22 protein-coding genes are annotated in these 22,915 nt (G+C 56.7%); 12 read left to right on the top strand and 10 right to left on the bottom strand.

Going from position 1 to position 22,915, the window contains the following annotated elements:
- Positions 1-9: 9 nt before the first annotated feature.
- Positions 10-1,377 carry a class II 3-deoxy-7-phosphoheptulonate synthase gene (locus tag CLV88_RS11850; protein WP_106608610.1) on the bottom strand — a complete coding sequence of 456 codons (1,368 nt, stop codon included), beginning with the start codon at positions 1,375-1,377 and terminating at the stop codon, positions 10-12.
- A 167-nt stretch (positions 1,378-1,544) separates the two neighbouring features.
- Here CLV88_RS11850 and CLV88_RS11855 point away from each other — a divergent pair, with 167 nt between their 5' ends.
- Positions 1,545-2,546, top strand: coding sequence for a GlxA family transcriptional regulator (locus CLV88_RS11855; protein ID WP_106608611.1), 1,002 nt, complete (start codon positions 1,545-1,547; stop codon positions 2,544-2,546).
- Between the two features lie 16 nt (positions 2,547-2,562).
- Here the strand turns inward: CLV88_RS11855 and CLV88_RS11860 are convergent, their stop codons facing one another.
- The gene (locus CLV88_RS11860) at positions 2,563-3,072 is read right to left on the bottom strand and encodes a hypothetical protein (RefSeq protein WP_106608612.1); all 510 of its coding nucleotides are present in this window, start codon (positions 3,070-3,072) and stop codon (positions 2,563-2,565) included.
- 44 nt (positions 3,073-3,116) lie between these two features.
- Positions 3,117-4,214: a PQQ-dependent sugar dehydrogenase gene (locus CLV88_RS11865; protein WP_106608613.1), complete on the bottom strand. Its 1,098-nt coding sequence runs from the start codon at positions 4,212-4,214 to the stop codon at positions 3,117-3,119.
- 166 nt (positions 4,215-4,380) lie between these two features.
- Here CLV88_RS11865 and CLV88_RS11870 point away from each other — a divergent pair, with 166 nt between their 5' ends.
- The 7 genes from CLV88_RS11870 to CLV88_RS11900 all read left to right on the top strand — a co-directional run bounded on the left by CLV88_RS11870 (position 4,381) and on the right by CLV88_RS11900 (position 10,506).
- The gene (locus CLV88_RS11870; RefSeq protein ID WP_106608614.1) at positions 4,381-5,565 is read left to right on the top strand and encodes an ABC transporter substrate-binding protein; all 1,185 of its coding nucleotides are present in this window, start codon (positions 4,381-4,383) and stop codon (positions 5,563-5,565) included.
- 109 nt (positions 5,566-5,674) lie between these two features.
- A complete protein-coding gene (locus CLV88_RS11875) occupies positions 5,675-6,457 on the top strand; it encodes an ABC transporter ATP-binding protein (protein ID WP_106608615.1) in 783 nt (260 codons plus the stop codon).
- Positions 6,454-6,825 carry a hypothetical protein gene (locus CLV88_RS11880; RefSeq protein WP_106608616.1) on the top strand — a complete coding sequence of 124 codons (372 nt, stop codon included), beginning with the start codon at positions 6,454-6,456 and terminating at the stop codon, positions 6,823-6,825. The genes CLV88_RS11875 and CLV88_RS11880 overlap by 4 nt, the downstream gene beginning before the upstream one ends.
- Before the next feature lie 41 nt (positions 6,826-6,866).
- Positions 6,867-7,691 (top strand): ABC transporter ATP-binding protein, encoded by an 825-nt coding sequence (locus tag CLV88_RS11885; protein ID WP_106608617.1) that lies wholly within the window; start codon positions 6,867-6,869, stop codon positions 7,689-7,691.
- A gap of 86 nt (positions 7,692-7,777) precedes the next feature.
- A complete protein-coding gene (locus CLV88_RS11890) occupies positions 7,778-8,152 on the top strand; it encodes a hypothetical protein (RefSeq protein WP_133169953.1) in 375 nt (124 codons plus the stop codon).
- A gap of 42 nt (positions 8,153-8,194) precedes the next feature.
- On the top strand, positions 8,195-9,205 hold the full coding sequence (locus CLV88_RS11895; protein WP_106608619.1) for a branched-chain amino acid ABC transporter permease: 1,011 nt from the start codon (positions 8,195-8,197) through the stop codon (positions 9,203-9,205).
- A complete protein-coding gene (locus CLV88_RS11900) occupies positions 9,202-10,506 on the top strand; it encodes a branched-chain amino acid ABC transporter permease (RefSeq protein ID WP_106608620.1) in 1,305 nt (434 codons plus the stop codon). Before CLV88_RS11895 ends, CLV88_RS11900 begins: the two co-directional genes overlap by 4 nt.
- Before the next feature lie 78 nt (positions 10,507-10,584).
- Here CLV88_RS11900 and CLV88_RS11905 read toward each other — a convergent pair whose 3' ends face one another.
- Together CLV88_RS11905 and CLV88_RS11910 are read right to left on the bottom strand one after the other, a co-directional pair.
- Entirely contained in the window at positions 10,585-10,917 is a 333-nt protein-coding gene (locus CLV88_RS11905) for a GYD domain-containing protein (RefSeq protein ID WP_165798874.1), read from the bottom strand.
- Between the two features lie 213 nt (positions 10,918-11,130).
- Positions 11,131-12,678: a helicase HerA-like domain-containing protein gene (locus CLV88_RS11910; protein WP_106608622.1), complete on the bottom strand. Its 1,548-nt coding sequence runs from the start codon at positions 12,676-12,678 to the stop codon at positions 11,131-11,133.
- Positions 12,679-13,105: 427 nt separating this feature from the next.
- Between CLV88_RS11910 and CLV88_RS11915 the strand changes: the two genes are divergently transcribed.
- Both CLV88_RS11915 and neuC read left to right on the top strand, forming a co-directional pair.
- Entirely contained in the window at positions 13,106-13,708 is a 603-nt protein-coding gene (locus tag CLV88_RS11915) for an invasion associated locus B family protein (protein WP_165798875.1), read from the top strand.
- Between the two features lie 397 nt (positions 13,709-14,105).
- Entirely contained in the window at positions 14,106-15,227 is a 1,122-nt protein-coding gene (neuC, locus tag CLV88_RS11920; RefSeq protein ID WP_106608623.1) for a UDP-N-acetylglucosamine 2-epimerase, read from the top strand.
- A gap of 324 nt (positions 15,228-15,551) precedes the next feature.
- Here the strand turns inward: neuC and CLV88_RS11925 are convergent, their stop codons facing one another.
- The 5 genes from CLV88_RS11925 to CLV88_RS11950 form a co-directional block, all read right to left on the bottom strand.
- Positions 15,552-16,727 carry an alpha/beta hydrolase gene (locus CLV88_RS11925; protein WP_165798876.1) on the bottom strand — a complete coding sequence of 392 codons (1,176 nt, stop codon included), beginning with the start codon at positions 16,725-16,727 and terminating at the stop codon, positions 15,552-15,554.
- Positions 16,728-17,426: 699 nt separating this feature from the next.
- Complete coding sequence (locus CLV88_RS11935; protein WP_106608626.1) at positions 17,427-18,359, bottom strand: Gfo/Idh/MocA family protein; 933 nt, start codon at positions 18,357-18,359, stop codon at positions 17,427-17,429.
- Positions 18,353-19,144: an SDR family NAD(P)-dependent oxidoreductase gene (locus CLV88_RS11940; RefSeq protein ID WP_106608627.1), complete on the bottom strand. Its 792-nt coding sequence runs from the start codon at positions 19,142-19,144 to the stop codon at positions 18,353-18,355. The genes CLV88_RS11935 and CLV88_RS11940 overlap by 7 nt, the downstream gene beginning before the upstream one ends.
- A 1-nt stretch (position 19,145) precedes the next feature.
- Positions 19,146-19,856, bottom strand: a complete 711-nt coding sequence (locus CLV88_RS11945) for an acylneuraminate cytidylyltransferase family protein (protein WP_106608628.1) — start codon at positions 19,854-19,856, stop codon at positions 19,146-19,148.
- A 3-nt stretch (positions 19,857-19,859) separates the two neighbouring features.
- Positions 19,860-20,768 (bottom strand): hypothetical protein, encoded by a 909-nt coding sequence (locus CLV88_RS11950; protein WP_133169954.1) that lies wholly within the window; start codon positions 20,766-20,768, stop codon positions 19,860-19,862.
- A 135-nt stretch (positions 20,769-20,903) separates the two neighbouring features.
- Between CLV88_RS11950 and CLV88_RS11955 the strand changes: the two genes are divergently transcribed.
- Both CLV88_RS11955 and CLV88_RS11960 read left to right on the top strand, forming a co-directional pair.
- Positions 20,904-21,800 carry a lysophospholipid acyltransferase family protein gene (locus CLV88_RS11955; protein ID WP_106608630.1) on the top strand — a complete coding sequence of 299 codons (897 nt, stop codon included), beginning with the start codon at positions 20,904-20,906 and terminating at the stop codon, positions 21,798-21,800.
- 271 nt (positions 21,801-22,071) lie between these two features.
- Positions 22,072-22,893: an ankyrin repeat domain-containing protein gene (locus CLV88_RS11960; protein ID WP_165798877.1), complete on the top strand. Its 822-nt coding sequence runs from the start codon at positions 22,072-22,074 to the stop codon at positions 22,891-22,893.
- Positions 22,894-22,915 lie beyond the last annotated feature (22 nt).

The following is a 22,915-nucleotide window of genomic DNA, read 5'->3' on the forward strand; positions in this document are numbered from 1 at the left end:
CGCAGAAACTTAAACTGCCGCCGCCGTCCGGATATCCCGCAGGCTCGACAGCTCTTCCGCTACCAGGAACGCAAGCTCCAGCGACTGCGATGCGTTGAGACGCGGATCACACGCGGTATGGTAACGATCCGACAGATCCTCTTCGGTCACCGCGCGCACACCACCGGTACACTCGGTCACGTCCTGGCCGGTCATCTCGAAATGCACGCCACCAGGCACAGTGCCCTCGGCCTTGTGCACACCAAAGAAGTCGCGCACCTCGCGCAGCACACTCTCAAATGGCCGCGTTTTGTAACCGGTGGCCGACTTGATGGTGTTGCCATGCATCGGATCACAGGTCCAAAGCACGTTTGCGCCCTCTTCCTGAACCGTTTTGATCAGGCGTGGCAGGTGCTCACCCACATTGCCCGCCCCAAAACGCGCGATCAGCGTCAGACGCCCGGCTTCGTTTTCGGGGTTCAGCTTGGCCATCAGCACCTTCAGATCTTCAGCTGTGGTCGTTGGACCGCATTTCAGACCAATCGGGTTCTGCACGCCACGTGCAAATTCCACATGTGCGCCATCCGGCTGACGGGTACGATCCCCGATCCAGATCATATGACCTGACCCGGCAAGCCACTTGCCCGAAGTCGAATCCAGGCGTGTCAGAGCCTCTTCATACTCCAGCAACAACGACTCGTGGCTGGTGTAGAAATCCACCGTGCGCAGTGCGTGGTTTGAATCGCTGTCCAGCCCAGCCGCCTTCATGAAGTCGAGCGTGTTTGAAATGCGATTCGCCATATCCCGGTATTTGGCCGCGTTTTCACCTTCGGTGAAACCCAACGTCCACGAATGCACCTGATGCACATCCGCATAACCCCCGGTCGAAAAAGCCCGCAACAGGTTCAGCGTCGCTGCCGCCTGTGTGTAGGCTTGCAGCATCTTGGACGGATCCGGAATGCGCGAACCTGAGGTAAAGGCCAGCTCGTTGATGATATCACCGCGATAGCTCGGCAATTCCACGCCATCGACGGTCTCTGTAGGGGCCGAACGCGGCTTGGCAAACTGGCCGGCCATGCGGCCCACTTTAACCACAGGCACCTTGGCGCCATAGGTCAGCACCACCGCCATCTGCAACATTACCTTGAATGTGTCGCGAATCCCGTCCGCGCTGAATTGCTCAAAGCTCTCGGCGCAATCGCCACCTTGCAACAAAAACGCTTCGCCACGAGATGCGGCTCCCAGCTTCTGCTTGAGCGAGCGCGCTTCCCCGGCAAAGACCAGCGGCGGATAGCTTGCGAGCTTCGCCTCGACGGCGTTCAGCGCGTTAAGATCCGTATAGTCAGGCATCTGAATCCGGGGCTTATTGCGCCAGTCAGATTTTTGCCATTCTGCCATTGTCTTTACTCCGATTGGACAGGTTGAGCGGCCCTTATACAAAAGCTCTTGAGCGAGGACCAGAGTTGAAATATGCGGCCTTGACGCGCCGCGTATAATCAGCGCTAAAATCATCTACCCACCAAGACGCTCCCGACTCGAACGTCAGGCGCAAAAGGAAGAAAAGCATGTCGCTCAAGGCTACCCGACAGGCCGAAACCACGGACAACAAATCCCGTAGGTTCGTTTTCGTAATGCTCGAAAATTTCACGCTTTTGTCGTTTGCGTCTGCGATCGATTGTCTGCGTTTGGCCAACCGCCGGTTGGGGTGGGATTATTACGAATGGCAACTCGCGACAGAAAATGGCGAGGTGGTGAAGTGTTCCACCAATACCACCTTCAAACCAGACACCGGTTTAAACGAACTGCACCGCGATGACACCGTTATGATTTGCGGCGGCATCGATATTCAGGTCGCAACCTCCAAAAGAATGCTGAACTGGCTGCGTCGTGAGGCCCGCAAGGGCCTGCAGATCGGTGGCTTGTGCACCGCCTCCTACACCTTGGCCAAGGCGGGATTGCTGGACGGTAAAAAGGCCACGATCCACTGGGAAAATCAGGACAGCTTTATCGAGGAGTTCGAAGAGGTCGATCTGTCCAAGTCGGTATTCACCATCGATGGCAACCGCATGACCACCGCTGGCGGCACGTCTTCGATTGACCTGTTTTTACAGCTGATCGCTGACGATCTGGGTGAAGACGTGGCCAATTGGGTCGCGGATCAGCAAATCTACAGCTCAATCCGCACCGATCAGGATTCCCAACGCCTCAGCGTGCCAACCCGCATTGGTGTGCGCCATCCCAAACTCTCGATGGTCATCCAGATGATGGAAGCCAACATAGAAGAGCCGATAAGCCCGTCGATACTGGCCAAAGAGGTGGGCCTTTCAACACGCCAACTCGAACGCCTGTTCCGCCGATATCTCAACCGCTCGCCCAAGCGATATTACATGGAACTGCGGCTGCAAAAGGCCCGTAACCTGTTGATGCAAACCGATATGAGCGTGATCAACGTAGCGCTGGCCTGTGGCTTTGCCTCACCCAGCCACTTCTCAAAATGCTACCGTTCGCATTACGAGACCACGCCCTACCGCGAACGCGGCAGCCACGCGGCGCGTCTGTCTATCTGACGTTGGCCTAGTCTCTTTAGAACAGACTGAAAACCGAATGAAACTCGGTGTTGTATTCAATATGCAGCACCCGGCGGCTGTCGTTTTGCGAATGCATCAGCACATAAACATAGAAATACTCACCCTTGTCAGTCCAATAGGCCAGCATCTCTTGGCGGAACCCACCTTTGAGCGATTCTGACCGTACCGTGTCCTGCCCGGTGAAGACGTCAGAATAAAGCTCGGTTAACTGCGCGTCCAACGTGGCGATTTCGTCTTGGCCCAACTCAATATCAGGCCGGAGAAACGCAATCGCCTCGCCCAGCTGGCCTTGCATGATAAACTCATTGAATTGCGCCAGCCCTTCGTTGAACGATGTGCGCTGATTGGTGCGCCGCTCAATCGTCAATGGCTGCGTCGCGGCCTCATCTGTCTCTGCGCTTTCAGCGTCGCTAGACGTGTCATTTGTCTGGGCCATCCCGACCTGAGGTGCAAACAGCGCGACAGACAAGGCAACGGACAAGGCGTAAATTTTGGGGCGCAACATCGGCTCTCCTGAAATTGGCAAAACGAATTCGCTTCCCGCTGACGTTAACCAGACGGGCGCATCCGGTAAAGAGCGCCGCGGTCTTCAGACAGAAACCAAATGCTTCCATCAGGCGCTTCTCGAACATCGCGCACCCTTTTGGTGCGGTTTGATTTTATTTTCTCACGCTCTTTCAGTGTGTTACCAGACATCCTTGAGATGTAGTCGAATTTCAGACTGCCGATAAAAATATGCCCGCGCCAATTGGGCCACATTTTGCCTGAATAAATCATCATGCCCGACGGCGCGATCGACGGGTCCCAATAATACGCGGGTTGTTCCATTCCCGATTTTGACGTGCCCTCGCCAATTTTGCCGCCGCTATAGTGCTCGCCATAGGAAATGACTGGCCAACCAAAATTGGCCCCTTTGCGCACCCGGTTCACCTCGTCCCCGCCTTTGGCGCCATGTTCCACCGCCCACAAACCACCACTCAAATCCATGGCCATCCCTTGTGGATTGCGATGCCCATAAGACCAGATTTCAGGCTCTGCGCCCGCGCGGCCCACAAACGGGTTGCCAGACGCCACCTGCCCCGATTTTGTAATCCTCAGGACAGAGCCATTATGCCGCCCCAGATCCTGCGCCGATGGCCGGTCGCCCCGATCCCCGACCGTGACATACAGCGTGCCGTCCCGCCCCTCAACCAACCGAGAGCCAAAATGCCGCCCGCCACTGCTGCCCCGCGTGATCTCAAAAATCACCCGAACATTACTTAGCCGACCACCATCCTCCGACAACCGCGCCCGCGCCACCGCCGTGCCCGCACCTCCGCTTTGCTTATGTGCCAGCGTCAGGAAAATCTGCCGCGTTTGTGCAAAATCACGCGGCACCAATACGTCCAACAACCCACCTTGCCCTTGCGCCACCACCTTTGGCACACCGCTCACCCGGTGCACCTTGCCTGCGCTGTCCAGCCTCTTCATCACCCCGTCACGCTCGGTGATCAAAACATCACCCGACGGCAGAAACCCAAATGACCACGGTTTCTTTAACCCTTCAGCCATCGCGTCCACAGCCACGCGGCCCTGTGACGTTGAAATTGACTGTGCCGTGGCAAAACTTGCCGACAGCATCAGAGCAAGGCTGGCGATCAGGCGCATAATCAATGACGTTCTCCCACAAATCACAACTGTCACGACCCTATCATGGCCGCTCTGCAAGTGAGGGGGTTACGTGATCAAATTCCAGTCAGTTCACCCCTTTTCTTTTTAAAATCCCGCGCATAGGCTCCAAGCAGGAAAAAAGAACCATAATGGGAGAAAACAAATGAAAAAATTCCTAATGGCCACCGCCGCAGGTGCCTTGCTCGCCGGTGCTGCGTCTGCTGATGAAGTTAAACTGGGTGTGATCATGGGCTTTACCGGCCCAATTGAATCGCTAACCCCGGCCATGGCGGCTGGTGGCGAATTCGCCATGAAAGAAGTGAGCGACTCTGGCAAACTTCTGGGCGGCATGACCGTGACTCCGGTTCGTGGTGACTCAACTTGTGTTGACGCGGGTGCTGCAACAGCGGCTGCTGAACGCCTGATCACATCTGACGGCGTCAAGGGTATTGTCGGCGCAGATTGCTCCGGTGTGACCGGCGCGATTCTGGCAAACGTGGCCGTGCCAAACGGCGTCGTGATGATCTCGCCCTCCGCCACCTCGCCTGCGCTGTCTTCGGCAGAAGACAACGGCATGTTCTTCCGCACCTCGCCATCTGATGCCCGTCAGGGTCAGGTTCTGGCAGACGTGCTCAAAGAAAAAGGCATCACCTCGGCGGCGATCACCTATACAAACAACGACTATGGTAAAGGTCTGGCTGACGCGATCTCTGCGGCCTTCCAGGCAAATGGCGGCGAAGTCACCGCAACCACCGCTCACGAAGACGGCAAAGCCGACTATTCTGCCGAAGTTGCAGCACTCGCCTCAGCTGGTGGTGATCTTCTGATCGTGGCTGGCTACGTTGACCAAGGTGGTGCTGGTATCATCCGTGCCTCGCTCGACACTGGCGCATTTGACATGTTCGCTCTGCCCGACGGCATGATCGGCGCATCGCTCGAAGAAGCGTTTGGTGACGAAATCGAAGGGTCCGTTGGCACCGTTCCCGGCGCGGAATCCTCTGACACTACTGCAATCCTCGAAGGCATCGCGTCCGACAGCTACGACAGCTCCGGCCCCTACATCGGCGAAAGCTATGACGCCGCAGCCCTGATCATGCTGGCCATGCAGGCCGCTGGTTCATCAGAGCCCGGCGACTATGCCGCCAAGATCATGGACGTGGCCAATGCACCCGGCGAACAGATCGGCACTGGCGAGCTGGCAAAAGGTCTCGAAATCCTCGCGAATGGCGGTGAAATTGACTATGTCGGTGCAACCGGTGTTGAACTGATCGGTGGCGGCGAAGCGGCTGGCGGTTACCGCGAAATTGTTATCGAAGGTGGCAAGATCACCACGGCAAAGTACCGCTGATCGCTACGACTTGACGAAAACACAAGCAGTCCGGCTTGCCCGGGCTGCTTTTTCGCTATAGAGCGCGCAAAATTTCGCGCAAACTGGCGACTCTATGGGGGACAATTGAATGATCAAGGTCGAGAACCTGCACCGTCACTTTGGCGGATTTCGCGCAGTTGATGGCGCCTCCCTTGAGATTGAACAGGGTTCGATCACCGGCCTGATTGGCCCAAATGGTGCTGGAAAAACCACCCTTTTCAACGTGATAGCAGGCGTTCTTGAACCAACTTCCGGCACAGTGTCGATGGCAAGCGAAGACATCACTGGCCTGCCACCCCACGAACTGTTTCACAAAGGTCTTCTGCGCACCTTCCAGATCGCGCATGAATTCTCGTCCATGACCTGCCGCGAGAACCTAATGATGGTACCCGGCGGCCAAAGCGGAGAGGCGCTCTGGAACACATGGTTTGGCCGCAAACGCATCGCAGACGAGGAACGCGCCCTGCGCGCCAAAGCCGACGAGGTGCTGGAGTTCCTTACAATTGAACATCTTGCCGATCACAAGGCGGGTCAGGTTTCAGGCGGTCAGAAAAAACTGCTTGAACTCGGCCGCACCATGATGGTCGACGCCAAAATCGTCTTTCTTGACGAGGTTGGCGCAGGCGTAAACCGCACCTTGCTCATGACCATCGGCGACACAATTATGCGGCTCAATCAGGAGCGCGGCTACACCTTTGTGGTGATCGAACATGACATGGATTTCATCGGCAAAATCTGCGGCCCCGTCATCTGTATGGCCGAGGGCAAAGTTCTGGCCGAAGGCACCCTCGCCGAGATCAAGGCCAATGAACAGGTGATAGAGGCATATCTGGGCACAGGTTTGAAAAACAAGGACAAGCTCGGCGTATGAAACCCCTGCTCACCACAGCCCTACTGGCACTCGCACCATTGGCCGCCCAGGCCGAAGAACACATCTTCCGCTGCTATTTTGACTGGGTGTGTGACCCCAACACCAAATGCAATCACGCAGGCGAAGACATCCGCTTCAAGATCAACATAGAAACCAACGCGGTCAGCCGTATCGCGGGCAATCCGCTCAGCGACTTTGACCTGATCATCGGCGACCGCGCCATCACGGTGCTGGAACGCCCAATCTCTGGCGGCACCACGACAACCACCATTCTGACCGACAATGGCGACGCTGTGCACAGCGAAAACGCCGTTGACGGTCGCAGCCTCGTCCCACGTCAGTACCTGGGCAACTGCATCCTGTCCTAGGAGGGCATCATGAAATCAAGCGCGACAAACTGGGGATGTGCATGAGCAACGGAGCCTATGACGACCGCGGCAACAAAGACGCCTCTATCACCAACCCCAAGGGCACCGGCACCATGACCCCGGCCGTCGGGACGGGCAAGGAAATGCAGACCCGGAACGCATTCCTCGTCGGCGACAGCATGACCGGTGGCTACGGCAAGTCTGGCCCTGACATTCTGCATGACTGCACAATTGCGGTGGATCCCGGCGAAATTGCCGTGATCGTCGGCCCCAATGGCGCGGGCAAATCCACCGCCATGAAGGCGGTCTTTGGGATGCTTGATCTGCGTCAGGGCTCGGTACGGCTGGATGGCGAAGATATCACTAACTTGTCGCCGCAGGACCGCGTAGTCAAAGGTATGGGCTTTGTGCCCCAGACCAACAATATCTTCACCTCGATGACCGTCGAAGAGAACCTCGAAATGGGCGCCTTCATCCGCAAGGACGATTTTTCCGAGACGATCCAGCAGGTCTACGAGCTTTTCCCGATCTTGGGCGACAAACGCAATCAGCCCGCAGGTGAACTCTCTGGTGGCCAGCGCCAACAGGTCGCCGTGGGCCGCGCGCTGATGACTCAGCCCAAGGTTCTCATGCTGGACGAACCGACCGCAGGCGTCAGCCCCATCGTGATGGACGAACTGTTTGACCGCATTATCGAGGTCTCCCGCACCGGAATTCCCATCCTGATGGTTGAACAAAACGCCCGCCAAGCGCTTGAAATCGCGGACAAAGGATATGTTTTGGTACAGGGTCGCAACGCCTATTCCGGCACCGGCAAAGCACTTCTGGAAGACCCGGAAGTCCGCAAGAGTTTCTTGGGAGGATGAGATTGGGCCGTCCTGTCAAATTCATCGGCAAAACTGCGCGACTCCGTGCCTGCGGACGGCCCGGTGATGCGTGGCGGCCTGCGGTCATGACCCGGCGCCTCGGCTGGATGTTTGCGGCGGTATTGCTCAGCGCCCCTGCCTTTGCGGCAGAACCCTACTGCGCGGTTGCTGAAATCTGCGCAGGTGTCCCTGAAACCTGCACCCCCTCAACCAGCCGCGTCATAATCGCCGCGCTGGACGAATACAAAGCCACCGTACAGCTGGACGACGGCCCGAAACACGAAAGCACCTATCTTAGCCTGAACCGCGTGTTGACCCTGATTTTCCGCGTCAACGAAGATGATCACCAGCTGCGCATCTACGAGGATGACAGCTTCTCTTACCTGATCTCTACCCCCAATATCGCGGCCAAGAACGGCAAAGAACATCTGGTCTATCGCGGGACATGTGTAGAAGGATGACCCAATGCGCCACATGACAATAACAAACCAAGAGGCCCGCTGATGGATTTCCTCAATGCCATCGTGGCACTTTCCAATTTCGTTCTAATCCCCGCAATCGCCTATGGCAGCCAACTTGCCCTTGGCGCGCTTGGCGTGACGTTGATCTACGGCATCCTGCGGTTCTCAAACTTTGCCCATGGCGACACAATGGCCTTTGGCGCCATGATTGCGGTGCTGGTCACTTGGGCCTTGCAAGGCATGGGCGTCAGCTTTGGCCCCCTGCCAACCGCCCTGCTCGCCCTGCCCTTTGCCATCCTCGGCACCATGGCGCTGGTGCTGATCACCGACCGCGTGGTCTATCGGTTCTACCGAGAGCAAAAGGCCAAACCGGTGATCCTTGTGATCGTGTCCATGGGTGTGATGTTCATCCTGAATGGATTGGTGCGCTTTATCATTGGCCCCAATGATCAGAAATTTGCAGATGGTGAACGCTTCATCATCTCGGTGCGCGAATTCAAGGCGATGACCGGCCTGCGCGAAGGGTTGGCGATCAAGACCACCCAAGGTCTGACCGTGGTGGTTGCGATCATCGCCGTGGCGCTACTCTTTTGGTTCCTCAACCGCACCCGCACCGGCAAATCCATGCGCGCTTATTCCGATAACGAAGACCTCGCCCTGCTGTCAGGTATCAACCCCGAGCGCGTGGTCATGTACACGTGGTTGATCGTGGCCGCTCTGGCCACTACGGCGGGCGTGCTCTACGGGCTTGATAAAACCTTCAAACCTTTTGTCTATTTCCAACTGCTCCTGCCGATCTTTGCCAGCGCCATTGTCGGCGGTCTGGGCAGCCCCCTGGGCGCGATCGCAGGCGGCTTTGTGATTGCCTTCTCCGAAGTGACAATCACCTACGCATGGAAAAAAGTGCTCGTTTACCTGATGCCAGAACCACTCGAACCCTCGGGCCTCGTGCAACTGCTCAGCACCGACTACAAATTCGCCGTGAGCTTTGTCATCCTGATCGTGGTGCTCCTGTTTAAGCCAACCGGTCTCTTTCAGGGGAAATCGATATGAGCGACATCATGAAAAACACGCTTTTGTTCGCAATAGTTGGCGCGCTGATCATCCTGACCGGGTTCATGCAAAGCTGGAACTCGGCGTTGACCATTCTCAATATGGGGCTGATTTCGGCCATCATGGCGCTGGGGGTGAACCTGCAATGGGGTTTTGCCGGGCTGTTCAACGTTGGTGTCATGGGCTTTGTAGCACTCGGAGGTCTGGCTGTGGTGCTCACATCCATGGCGCCCGTTGGCGAAGCTTGGGCCGCAGGCGGAACGCGAGTGATCGTTGGGCTGTTGGCTGGCGCGGGTACCATCGTTGCCGCCGTGATGGCGCAACAACGTCTGGCGGCAGGGCGTACTCGCAACCTCATATTGCTGGTCATCCTGATTGGCGGCTTTTTCCTCTACCGGGCTATCTTTGATCCCGGTGTCGCCGCTGTCGAAGCGGTGGACCCTGCTGCCACGGGCTATCTTGGCGGCCTTGGCCTGCCGGTGCTATTTGCATGGCCCTTTGGCGGCTTACTTGCCGCCGGCGCGGCGTGGTTGATCGGCAAAACCGCATTGGGCCTGCGCTCCGACTATCTGGCCATTGCCACATTGGGTATTGCCGAAATCATCATTGCTGTGATGAAAAACGAAGACTGGCTGGCGCGCGGTGTCAAAAACGTCAACGGCCTGCCGCGCCCCGTGCCTTATGAGATTGACCTGCAAAACTCGCAGTCGTTTGTCGATAGCGCACAGGGGTTTGGCCTAGACCCGGTCACGGCCTCAACTCTTTTCGTGAAACTCAACTACGCCCTGCTGTTCTCGGTGGTTTTGATCCTCATTCTGATCATGGCTCAAGCCGCATTGAGATCTCCGTGGGGCCGCATGATGCGCGCCATCCGTGATAACGAGGTCGCCGCAGAAGCCATGGGCAAGGATGTCACCCGCCGCCATTTGCAAATCTTTGTGCTGGGCTCTGCGGTTTGCGGCATTGCCGGAGCCATGATGACCACGCTGGACGGTCAGCTGACACCCGGTACCTACCAGCCATTGCGCTATACGTTCCTTATCTGGGTGATGGTGATTGTAGGTGGCTCGGGCAGCAATCTCGGCGCCGTGCTTGGTGGATTCCTGATCTGGTTCTTCTGGATTCAGGTGGAACCAATTGGCCTTTGGCTGATGGAAACGATCACCAGCGGCATGGCCGAGGACAGCGGGTTGCGCATTCATCTCTTGAACAGCGCCGCGCATATGCGGCTGCTCACGATGGGTGTGATCCTGTTGCTCGTGCTGCGATTCAGCCCGCGTGGATTGATCCCTGAGAAATAGACCCGGACGAATATATCAAAAACGCACGCCCAATGGGCGCGCGTGTTACAGGACCACTGAAACAGCAGTCACAAGCTTTTATCCGCCGGGCGGTGAGTAAGCCGCGGCCCCTTTCTGGGCCATTTCCATCGCCTTGAGTGCCTGAGCCGGTGTCATCAGTTTGGTTGTTGATCCAGACGAAAACGCACCCGAGGCGCCAATGATCATCGAAACAGCAGCAACAGTTTCGTCATCAGGCGCTTCAACGATTGCGACAATATCCTCTTTGCCCATCGCAAAATACATCGAAATCAGCGAACCACCTGCCGACTCTATCAACGCCCGCGCCGGGGCCTCGCGATCTTGTGGGTTGGCCATCATGGCTTTCATGGCGTCGCTATTGTAGCTCGCCTGGAACATATAATGGGGCATGTGACGATCCTCCCTGATGTCACGCATTCCCAGCGGCGATCGACGTTTTTCCCACTGCCCCACGCCAAATATCGCGTGCTGAAAATCAATAGAACCTGCAACTATGCGGCAAGTCATGAAGGTATTTGGAGCAATCAGGTTATCCGCCAAGAGGGCAAAATCCCCTTGGCTCAGTGAACTCTATCACGGTTTCGTGAATTCCCCAAACGGGGGTTATCGCCCCTTGAACAACCCGCCCAATATGCCACGCACCATGCGACGTCCTGTGGTGCCAGACAGCTCCTTCATCACCATCTTACCCATGGCGGCACCGAAACTGTCATCGGCCCGGATACGCATCGAACGCGAGCTGGATCGGCTCACGCGTGACCCCGAATAGCGCCGCGCCGCGCTAAACTCGCGCCGGGCCGTATCCTGCTCCTCTTCCTGTTGTTCCGCCACCTCTGCGGCCTCTGCCGCTTTGGCCGCCCGTTCGCGCAGGATTTCGTAAGCCGAGCGTCGATCTACCTCGGCCTCGTATTTTCCCGCCACAGGGGAAGTATTCATCGCCTGCGTTCGCGCTGCTCCGTCCAATGGGCCCAACTGTGAACTGGGTGGCCGGATCAAGGTTCGTTCCACGATCCCCGGCACCCCCTTTTTCATCAGCATAGATGTCACCGCCTCGCCCACGCCTACTTCGCGAATGGCCTCTTCGGTGTCAAAGCGCGGGTTTTCGCGATAGGTCTGCGCCGCCAGGCGCAGCGCGCTGCGGTCACGCGCGGTAAAGGCGCGCAGCGCGTGTTGCACCCTGTTGCCCAGCTGACCCAGAATATCCTCGGGAATGTCATCCGGGTTCTGCGTCACAAAATACACACCCACCCCCTTGGAGCGGATCAACCGCGCGACCTGTTCAACCTTGTCCACCAAGGCCTTCGGTGCATCCTCAAACAACAGATGCGCCTCGTCGAAAAAGAACACCAGCTTAGGCTTGTCGGGATCACCCACCTCGGGCAGCTCCTCAAACAGCTCCGACAACAGCCACAACAGGAACGTCGCATAAAGGCGTGGCGCCGCCATCAGCTTGTCCGCAGCCAGAATGTTGATCTGCCCGCGACCATCCGCCGTGGTGCGCATCAGATCACTCAGTTCCAACGCCGGTTCCCCAAACAGCTTGTTGGCCCCTTGGTTTTCCAGAACCAAAAGACGCCGCTGAATCGCACCAATCGAGTTCACCGAAATATTGCCATAGCGCAACGCCAGCTCAGCCCGGTTTTCCCCAACCCACACCAGCAGCGATTGCAGATCCTTAAGGTCCAGCAACGGCAACCCCTGTTCATCCGACAGGCGGAAGGCGATATTGAGAATACCTTCCTGTGCCTCGCTCAATTCCAACAGGCGCGCAAACAACAGCGGGCCCATTTCCGCAACAGTCGTGCGCACCGGATGGCCCTGATCTCCAAATAAATCCCAGAACGTGACCGGAAATGGTGCATAGGCGTAATCATCAAACCCAATTTTCTGCGCACGCGACGTGAAAGCGTCGTGTAATTTGAACCCGGCACTGCCCGACGCCGCCAATCCCGAAAGATCACCCTTTACGTCGGACAGGAAAACCGGCACCCCAGCCGCCGAAAATCCCTCGGCCAGAATTTGCAATGTAACCGTCTTGCCGGTGCCAGTTGCCCCCGCAATAAGCCCGTGCCGATTGGCATATTTCAGGGTAAGCCCTTGTTTTTCAGCATATTCTTCACCACCGCCACCTACAAAGACCTTGCCGTCCATATGTCATCGCTCCCAATCGTGAATGACCGTTACGGCCCTAGAATACATTCTTAACCTTTCTCTGCCAGTCTGATGTGTATTCTGCGGCCATATCCTCCTTGGCTGTGGATGACTTCCTCCCTGTCAGACTGGGCCGTGCCAGGTGCACGGCCATTTTTTTTGAGCAAAATCAGCAAGGAGCCGGATTTTTGCTGTTGACGCTTAGTTCAATTACTCGTAGCTTTTCGGCAATGAATAAGTCGGCCAGTCCGACGGGGAGTGAAAAGACGAAAAAGGGGCCTTCTTGGCCCCTTTTTCTTTTGTCCGTTTTTCAATTAATTCACGCCTAATATTGCAAGGATTTGATCAGTTCCCGTCAGGTCCGGCCTGACAATCCCCGCAAGGCGTGGTAATCGATCCTAAAAGCAAACACAGCACGGATATTGTGATGCCCAAATTTCAAACCCTCGTTCTTTCTTTTGTCGTATCAATGGCTGGATTGCCCGCGCTTTCTCAGGGGGTTGGGTCCTTGTCCGATGGCTCGCTCTCCATGGGGCAAAAAGTGGAAGAGGCACCTGCCGCCCCGGCCGCCGCGCCCACGCAAGAGGCCACGTCTGAAATTATCGGTGACTGGGATCTGCAATGCGCCGCCGCTGGCCCCGAGCCTCGTCCCTGCCGCATGTACCAGCTTTTGCGCGACCAATCCGGCAACGCCGTGATCGAAGTCACGCTTTTCAAACTTAAGGACCCCGCAGGCGAGGCAGTTGCAGGCGCGACTATCGTGGTGCCCCTGGAAACGCTTTTGACCGGCCAGCTGACCATGGCCGTGGATGGCACCAACGCCACAAAATACCCGTTTTCCTTCTGCAATCAGGTCGGGTGTTTCGCCCGCATTGGGCTGTCGCAGGCCGATGTCGACGCCATGAAAAAAGGCAATGCAGCAACGCTTTCTGTCATTCCGGCCATCGCTCCGGACCAACTCGTTTCCGCCACCATGTCCCTGAGCGGCTTTACCAAGGCGTTCGACAGCGCCGCTCCTGCATCGGAATAACCAAGCAAAAGGGGCGTCTGGTCTGGGTGCCTCCCGTCTCGCCCCCCGCGCTTTCGCCGGATAAAAACTAAAATAGTATAGAGTTTACAATCGAGCTCCCTGCGTATGGGCGCTTGTGCGAAATTTAACTTCGACTATCGCATATTCCCACAAAAGCTTACGGCGTTCGCTGAAAGGCCACCCCGCGGCATTCTGGCCAAAAGCGCGCTCAACATCGCTCACCGAGAGATCATAATAGACAAAGCAACAAATTTCGATCGTTGCGGCGGCACTCAGGCACGTAAGTTCCGTGTTTTTTCTATTGCCTCAGCCCAGCCCGATTTCCTCTGACCACAACATTGAAAATAACCTTGCGCATTGATACTGCTGTGGTTCTGGGTTCAGAGCGGGACACATTATGACCAAAACAATCCTCTTCCTGACCGGCACGCGCGCCGATTTTGGCAAGCTCAAACCACTTGCTGTGGCGCTACGCGATGCGGGGTTTGACGTGTCATTCTTTGTCACCGGGATGCATATGCTTGACCGTTACGGGCGCACCAAGATCGAGGTGCATCGCTTGCCCGGCATCACTGTGCACGAATACCTCAACCAGCGTCCCGGCGATCCGCAAGACATTATATTGGCCAAAACCGTTGTCGGCTTTTCTGACTACGCGACCGAAACCCGCCCCGACCTTGTGGTTGTGCACGGCGACCGGATCGAGGCGCTGGCCGGTGCCCTAGTGGCGGCCACCAACTACATCCCCTGTGCCCATATCGAGGGCGGCGAAGTCTCTGGCACGATTGATGAAATCTACCGCCATTGCAACACCAAGCTCGCCAGCCATCACTTTGTTTCCTCGCAGGATGCGAAACGTCGTGTGATGGCCATGGGTGAACCCGAAGGCGCGGTGCATGTGATCGGCTCCCCCGAGCTTGATTTTCACGCCGACAACAGCGGTGTGACATTGGCCGAGGTCAAAGAGCATTACGACATCCCGTTCGATAATTTCGGGATCGTGGTTTTCCACCCGGTCACATCCGAACAGGCCAGTATGGGTGATCAGGCGCGCGCGCTGTTTGGTGAACTCGACGCATCAGGCAAGAATTTCATCGTGATTGCCCCTAATAACGATCCCGGCTCTGACGACATCTTTGCGACGCTTGCCGATCTGCCCGCCGACCGGTTCCGCCAATACCCATCCATGCGGTTCAACCATTTTTCCGAGTTAATGAAAAACGCCGCCTGCATGATTGGCAACTCATCCGCCGGTGTACGCGAGGCGCCGTTCCTCGGCCTGCCCTCGCTTGACATTGGCACTCGTCAGACAAATCGCGCGCAATCGCAATCGGTCTTTTCCTGCGACGCTACCGACCGCGCCTGCATTGCCGATTTCCTGACCAATCAATGGGGCAAGCGCCACGCGCCCCATACCGGCTTTGGCGAGGGTCGCGCCGCAGATCGGTTTGTCGAATTGCTCTCGGACGAAGGGTTTTGGACACAGGGGCTGCAAAAAGCCTTCCACGACCAGACCTGAGAACCAGCTTTCCAATTTCACAACCAGCTTTCGCGCCCAACGGAAGCGCGTAAACCCAGGACAAACACAGGCAAAAACCGCAGGTAGGACCGGTTTGCGGTCGAACCCGCCTGATGCTCTTGCACCGAAAGATGCCCTTACGCGACGGTTTTATCGCTGAGCAAGCCTTGGCAACACAGTGCGGCCGCGAAAAAGCGGTTATTGAACTCGGCCAAATTGCTCCAAATCCAATCCTCCCTTCCGCTGCGCGAATGTCAGGCGTCTCACTTGCGGGTCAATGCGGCCGTTTTGTATCCTGATCGTCCTCGTTTGAAACAAAATCTGTTATTCCGAAAGAAATGTAGTCAACACAGATTGCAAGGTTTCAAATGCCGGATTGCCCAGCCACGGGATGTGATTGGAAGAATCCAAAACCACCAATTCCGCCCCGGAAATACCGGCTGCCAACTTCTTCGCTTCGCTCAGCAGGTGCACACTGTCGTGGCGGGAATGCAGGATAAGAGTCGGGCAAGTGACCAGATGCAGTAAAGCCGCACTGGAATGGGTGTTGATGATATCGCGGCGGCGAACTTCCAGTTCGGCGGACGAGCCATTCTGCATCATTCGAGCATAGGCTTTTACAGACTCAAGAGGCCCTTCTGGCTGATAACTCATCATCATTGCATGCAACAATCCGCTGTCAGGCAGAGCCCAACCTTCTTTGATCAAGGCCCGTAATGGCTCACTGGCACTTTCGGAAGCACCGTCGCGAATGGCGCGCCCATCTACGTAGCCTCCTAACATAACCAATCGCGAAACACGCTCGGGATTCTGGGATGCGAAATGCAGTGCCGACATGCAGCCGCCAGAATGAGAATAGAGCGCAAATTTCTCGATTCCCATTGCATCAGCGAGCCAACCAATCTCTTCGGCTTTTTCCGAAATTGTCAGCCGATCGGATGTTCGTTCGGATTGGCCTACTCCGACGGGATCGTACCGGATCAAAGTGCTGTGCTGTGCAATTTTCTGAAATCGAGTTCGCTCAAATGAAAGCTGCCATTCCGCTTCCAGATCGGTGCTCTGGGTTTCAACCATAATGACAGGCGGGCCTGAGCCAGTGACCGCATAGGCCATTGAATGCCCAGACGGCAAGCGTACATAGCGAATGCGCTGTATTTCGTCGGCCACCGGTGACTCTTGAAGCGTCTCTTCACAAACGTTGACGTCTGCCACCATCTGTAACCCGCGCCGGGCGACGGTTCGAATGATGGCCTGAGTCTTGCCATCATCCCCTACCGCTTTGCGCGCCGCTGCGATGCGGGCGCTGATCGCGCTGTCGGATATGATCCGCCCTTGCCAGACCTGCGCGATGATCTCGTCCTTGTCGATCAGGCGCCCCGGATTGCTCGCCAACAGGGCAAGCAGGTCGAACACCTGTGGTTCGACCAAAACCTCAGTACCTTCCCGTTTCAATACATGGGCAACGTCATCCAGAATACAGTCGGCAAATGAAAATTGCATGAGCAATCGGAACATGGAGATGAGGTTTAAACAAGCCCTAAGCGCAAAATCAGCAAAATCACAGGGGTTTCTAAAGGTTGTCCTCAAGCAAAGGCTGCTGTCTCGCGCGATGCTGAGCCAAACCAAAAACGAGGAGCCGACCAAATGACCTTGATGCCACACACCGAACTTCTGAGCCACACAGCCGCAAAATATCAAACCGCCACCCCTCACGAACGCAAAGCAGAAAAACTACTGCGTAAAAAGCGTTTGAGTCAGTTGGCAAATCTCTGGCAGGTCTTGGTCGGGCAGCGCGCAAGTGTTCGCCCAGTGACAACCAACGCTGTCTCCACATTGAAATGACGTCGGTGCAAAATTTGTAAAAACAGTGGAACCTGCGCCGAATAATTAGCAAGCCCGCATCTGGGTCCTAGGTTCTCCAGATTTCACCGAGCCCGATACGAACGGCCGCTCTTACTGCCGCAAGGCAGCTGACGACTTAGAGCAATTTCTTTGCTGCATCAGCGAAGGAAAACGCTGGATCACCTCTGCTTTGGGCTCGTTGCAGACATTAAAATACGGATTTGGCAACTAAAAGACGGGCGCAGGGTCGCGACCCCAAATGCCAGGTGCCATATTCTCTTCATGTGCCATCGCCCCTACGAAAACGATGTTTTCCGGTGAAGAGGCCAGAGCGTTGCAAACCCGGCAACGTGGGTGTCAGCACACGTCCATATCGACAGTTCCCGAAATCCGCCGCGCCTCCCAGGCACGTGCGATCATCAGGCTGCTTGCGCGCATCCGGTCAAAACGGGGCAGCAACGGATTGCCGGATGTCTCCTGCTCCCGCATCAGCGCCAGAAAGTCGCGCATTGCGCCCATGAACATGTCGTTGCGCTCAAACTCAAACCGCTCAACAGTTTCACCCGTCGCGTCCGCAATCCGCATCTCGGGTGCCAAGAAATCAAGATCAATGATCTCGCTCTGCCCGCGCAAACTCGCCCGGCGCACCGAGACCGGGCTGACATAATCCATGCTCACCGATCCAACGGCCCCGCCCCCCGCCAAAGCCAACTGCGTGGCAAAATCGACGCCCGGAAAATCGCCATGCCCTACAGCATCCACCGACACCAAACCGGCGTCAGGAAACAGGGCCACACCCATATCGATCTCGTGACACAGGTCCAACAACACACCACCACCTTCGGGCTCGGCCGCATAACTCCCGGCAAACGACCAGTTCTCGCGCCATTGGCGCACGTCATGACCGATCTCAAATGAAAACCGATAAACCTGCTCCAGCCCGCGCTCTGCCAAGGCCACCACAGCCGGATGATAGCGCATCATGAACCCGACCATCGACCGCGCCGCCACCGGCGCGCCCGCATCATGGATCGCTTGCGCTTGTGCCTCCCGCCATGCCAGTGGCTTTTCTGCATAAAACGGCCAACCGTTGGCGGCGCACATCTTGATCAACTCAAGCCGGATTGGCGTCGAAGTGGCAATCACCACCGCCTCGATATCGCCCCGCGCCTCAAATGCCGCCCGATCAAACCCGCGCCACCCAATCAGCTCGGCCCGTTCTCCCAAAGCGTCAAGGTTCGCAAAATGCCGCTTGCCGATCGAGCCCGCGCCAATGACCGCAATCACCACGCCGAGAAACCTCCGTCAACATTCACCATCTGCCCGGTCATGTGCCCGGCTTGCGGGCTGCACAGGAAAAGCATCACGTCAGCAATCTCATCGGGTTGCGCCATGCGGTCCTGCATGATCAGCCCGCCAACACGTTTCTGGAACTCTTCGGAATGCCCGTTGAACACCGCCCCCGGCGAAATCGTGTTCACCGTCGCATCCCGTTTGGCCCAATAACCCGCCAGCCACACAGTCAGCCCGTGGATGCCTGCCTTGCTCACACCGTAAGCCGAGAAATTCTTGAACGGCATCCCTTCATAAATCGGGTGATGCGCGCCATTCAGCGCGTACATCGACGCCACATTCACCAGCGCACTAGGCCACTTGCCGACAATATCGCGATCCATCTGGCGCGCGACCATAAAGGCCCCAGTCAAGTTGGTGCGCATGGTTCGCTCAAAATCATGCACGCTGGTGTCGGCAAAATCCGGAAACGGCTTGCCCGCCCCCATCAGCATCTCGCCAGTGATGGCCGCATTGTTCAGCACCACATTGGGTTTCCACCCGTCCGCCATCACACGCTGAAAGATCGACGTGACCTGCTCTTCGTCGCCCACATCCATGTGGTAAAACCCAAAATCCGGATTGTCGCCGTGTGCCTCAACCAACTGATCCGCCCGCGCGCCTTCCAGATCGGTGGCCACAACCTTGGCCCCTGCCTCTAGCATCCGCCGCACATAAGTCGAGCCCAGAACGCCCCCGGATCCGGTGATAAAAATCGTACGCTCGCTCAGGTTCTGCGTCATGTCACTGCCCTTGATTGTTGTTCAGGTGGTCGTTCATCAGGAACTCCACCATCTTGAAATCCAACGGGGAATCGATGTCGATGCAGCGCTCTGGCAGCATCTCGAACGGGATCACCCGGCCTTCGTAGATCGTTTCTGCGCGGCGCAGATAATTTGGATCAACCACATAGGTGCTCGCCGCGTGCTCATACACCGTCGGCGCGGCCTGCCGGGCCCAAACCCCGCCGGGCAGCGGTTTGCTGACATGCAACGCTCCGGTTTCATCCGGCTCCACCAGGTTGAAATAGGGGTTCTTGCGCGCCTCGCACACGCTCATCACCATGTCCGGGCGCTCGTCTGCAAACAGGCGCAACGCCCCGGTGATATCCTCAGGCGCGCGCAACGGCGACGTGCAATCCAGATCCAGAAATGCGCTCACCGGTTGGCCCAACGCGGCCTCGCCCGCATCCAACGCATGTTGCCAAACGCCCCATTTAGGCGCCTCATCCGTGGCCAAATGCGCCGGGCGCAAGCCAATGTCCAGTGCACCCTTCGCCACCGCATGGTCATAAATCTCTTCGTCATCCGTCGACACGACGACCCCGTCGACCATCGGATGTTCCAACAGTTGATCCAGCGACCAGTCAATCAACGGTTTACCGCACAAGTCTCTGAAATTCTTGCGAATAACCCCTTTGGAGCCCTTGCGTGCCCCGATATGCCCCAGGATCATCTCTCAGTCTCCTTCTCGCGCCACCAGCGCGGTGTAATAGGCGATCAAGCGCGCCTTCATCGGGCCAATGGCCTTTTCTGACCAGATCAGCTTGCGACCCTTGCGGTCAACCACTTCACCGCCCTCTTCCATCTCCAACAGAACCTGTCTCTTGACCTCAACCCCCGGCAAGGTCACCGCAATCAACCCGGCCCACCGCGCCCGCACCCAAGGCATCGCCGCACGCAGCCGGATCAACCACGGCCAGTGCAACATGAACTCGGTAGGGAACTTTACCGCCATACGGCGTGGAATGGCCTGCAAATGCTCTTGCGCGCACCAGCTCATGAACCGCTCATCGGCAATCATCGGGCGCACGCCAAAATCACCATGCTCTGCCTGCAACTTACGGAATGTCTGAGCGATATGACCGCATTCACGCGGGTGAAACACCACGATCGACGAATTGCCACGCGCATATTTGCGCTTGTCAGTCATCCGCCACGCCAGCCGCCCAAGCGGCCCAATCGGTAAAACGGCGCTCTGAAACAGCACCACCGCCTTGTCGCTCTTCGGCAAATCCAGAAACCGTGCCATGTCGCCAAACACAACCGTGTCGATATCCATGAAAATCGCTGGCAGATCATCCGGCACAACCCCGGCCTCATACATCACCAGCTTGGCCTGACACCCGCCGCCGCGCATCTCTTCGCGCAGGAAAAAATCCGGAAACCGGCGCTGTACCACACCCGTTTCCAACCCCTGCCGTTCACGATCTGTGATCAAAACGGTGCGAAACGGCCGGCTTGCACTGGCCCGTACGGTCTCGATCAGGTGGTTCACCTCGCCAACACCGTATTTTGTCCCCCAAAGGATCAGGACAAGCTGCCATTCTGCGTCATCAACCATGTATCGCCCGGTCTCTTTGTTCACTTACGCGCCTTCCCAGTTAAAAGCCCCCCCCCGCGCGTTGCAACCTCAAAGCGCTTGCATCACACCCAAGGCGTCATTACCTAAACGGCGTCTTTCCAATGTGAAAAACACCCTTTTTCTACACGGGCCCTCGTCATGACCGCACCCAAACCCAAACTGGGACATCGCCTGACAGACCTCTTCTTTCGCGGTTTTCTGCGCATGATGCTGGCCCTGCCGCTGGAAACACGCCTGCACCTGACCGGCAAATTGACCAGCAACATACTCGCCCCACTAACCGGCTCTCGCCGCCGCATCCGCAACAACCTCGCCCTCGCCATGCCAGAGCTGCCCGCCGATGAGGTCAAACGCCTCACTCGCGAGGTGCCCTATCACATGGGCCGCTCGGTGATGGAGATCTATTCCCACGCCGACCTCAAAGAACACTGCAAAACCAACCAGCTCACCGGCCCCGGTGTGCCCGCGCTGCAAGAGGCACAGGCCACTGGGCGCGGCGTGATGATCATAACCGGTCATATCGGCTCATACGTGGCCGCGCGCTACTCAATGCAGGATATGGGTTTCACCCTTGGTGCGCTCTACAAACCCATGCGCAATCCCGCCTTTAATGCCCATTACGTGGATGCGATGTCGGCCAACGGTTTTCCCATGTTCGAACAAAGCCGCCGTGGCCTCTCTGAAATGGTCAAACACCTGCGTTCGGGTGGGATGGTGGCAATTGTGCTGGATCAACGCATCAACAGCGCGCCTATCCTGTCTTTCATGGACAAACCCGCGCGCACCGCTCTGTCCGCAGCTGAAATGGCTCTGAAATACGACGCACTGGTCATCCCCGGCTATGGTATCCGCAACCCCGATAACAGCTTCACCATCACCGCTGGCGCTCCGATCCCGCACACCACAGCCGCCGAAATGACCCAAGCGCTTAACGATCACCTCGCCGCCGAGGTCCGCAATCACCCGGAACAATGGATGTGGACCCACAACCGCTGGAAAAACGCAGGCAACGACACGGCTGACGAACTGCGCTAACCCGGCGGCACACGCGCATGTGTTCTCAATGTTCCAAAATACCCTCGCCAAAGGCGTCCAAGCGCGGAAAGCCCGACAGGGTGAGAGCTCGCTAGGCCCAGATCCCCTTGCAGAAGAAGAGAATGGCCGCACCGAGCCCTCTGTCGCCAGTGTTTTTGCGTCAGGTGTGCAGTTCATGCAAATCAAACGTCATTGTCGGACCCTCCTGTAGCAACACTTGCGAGAAGCAGGCAGCAGGTATAGAATTTTCTGTATGCACAAAGAGGTTTTCATGTTCCGATTGATTGCATTTGCCAGTCTCTTGTTGCTCATTCCGCTTGCGAAAGCTTCCGCTGAAATCATTCACCTTCACGCCAAAAGAGGAAACATCGAAGGCGTTGTTGCGGAATTGAACAAGGGCGTGCCGCTTGAAATTCGCAGCACCAGTATGACAAGCGCACCCGGTGTAACGCCCTTGTTTGTCGCCGCAAAATTTGGGCATGTGGACTTGGTGCAAGAACTCCTCGCACGCGGTGCAGATCCAACAATCTTCTTCTTTCAGGATGACGGCGCTTATACAGTCGGTACAGCCCTTCACCACGCGGCGGGATATGGCCACATCGAAGTGGTCAAGTTACTTATCAAAGCAGGTGCCGACCCGGCCAACTATGAACAATATATTGCCACTCCACTGCATCAGGCGCTCCGAGGTGGACATAAGGAAGTTGCAGAGCTCTTGATAGAAGCAGGCGCGCCGCGACGTATAACTCTGCCATCCATCTCTGGATTGATTGAGAACGCTGATTTGGCAACAGGGGCAGAGATTGTGAAAGGCTGCGAAAGTTGCCACGGTGCGCCTTCGCCATCGAAGGAGCCCGGCAAGAATGGTCCAAATCTCTGGGGAGTATTGGGACGGCCCATCGCATCAGATCCCAATTTCACATATTCGAGTTTCTTGCATGAATTAGATTCGGTTTGGGATGAGGATACGTTGAATAATTACATTGCAAGCCCCTATCAATATGTTCCGGGGACCACGAAAATTATGTTCGGATTCGAAAGCGAAAGCGACAGAGCGGCGGTCATCGCATATCTCTCAACATTAAGAGACTGAACTTCCGCTTCATTCCGGACAT

This window comes from Shimia abyssi (assembly GCF_003014475.1).
GTDB lineage: Bacteria > Pseudomonadota > Alphaproteobacteria > Rhodobacterales > Rhodobacteraceae > Shimia > Shimia abyssi.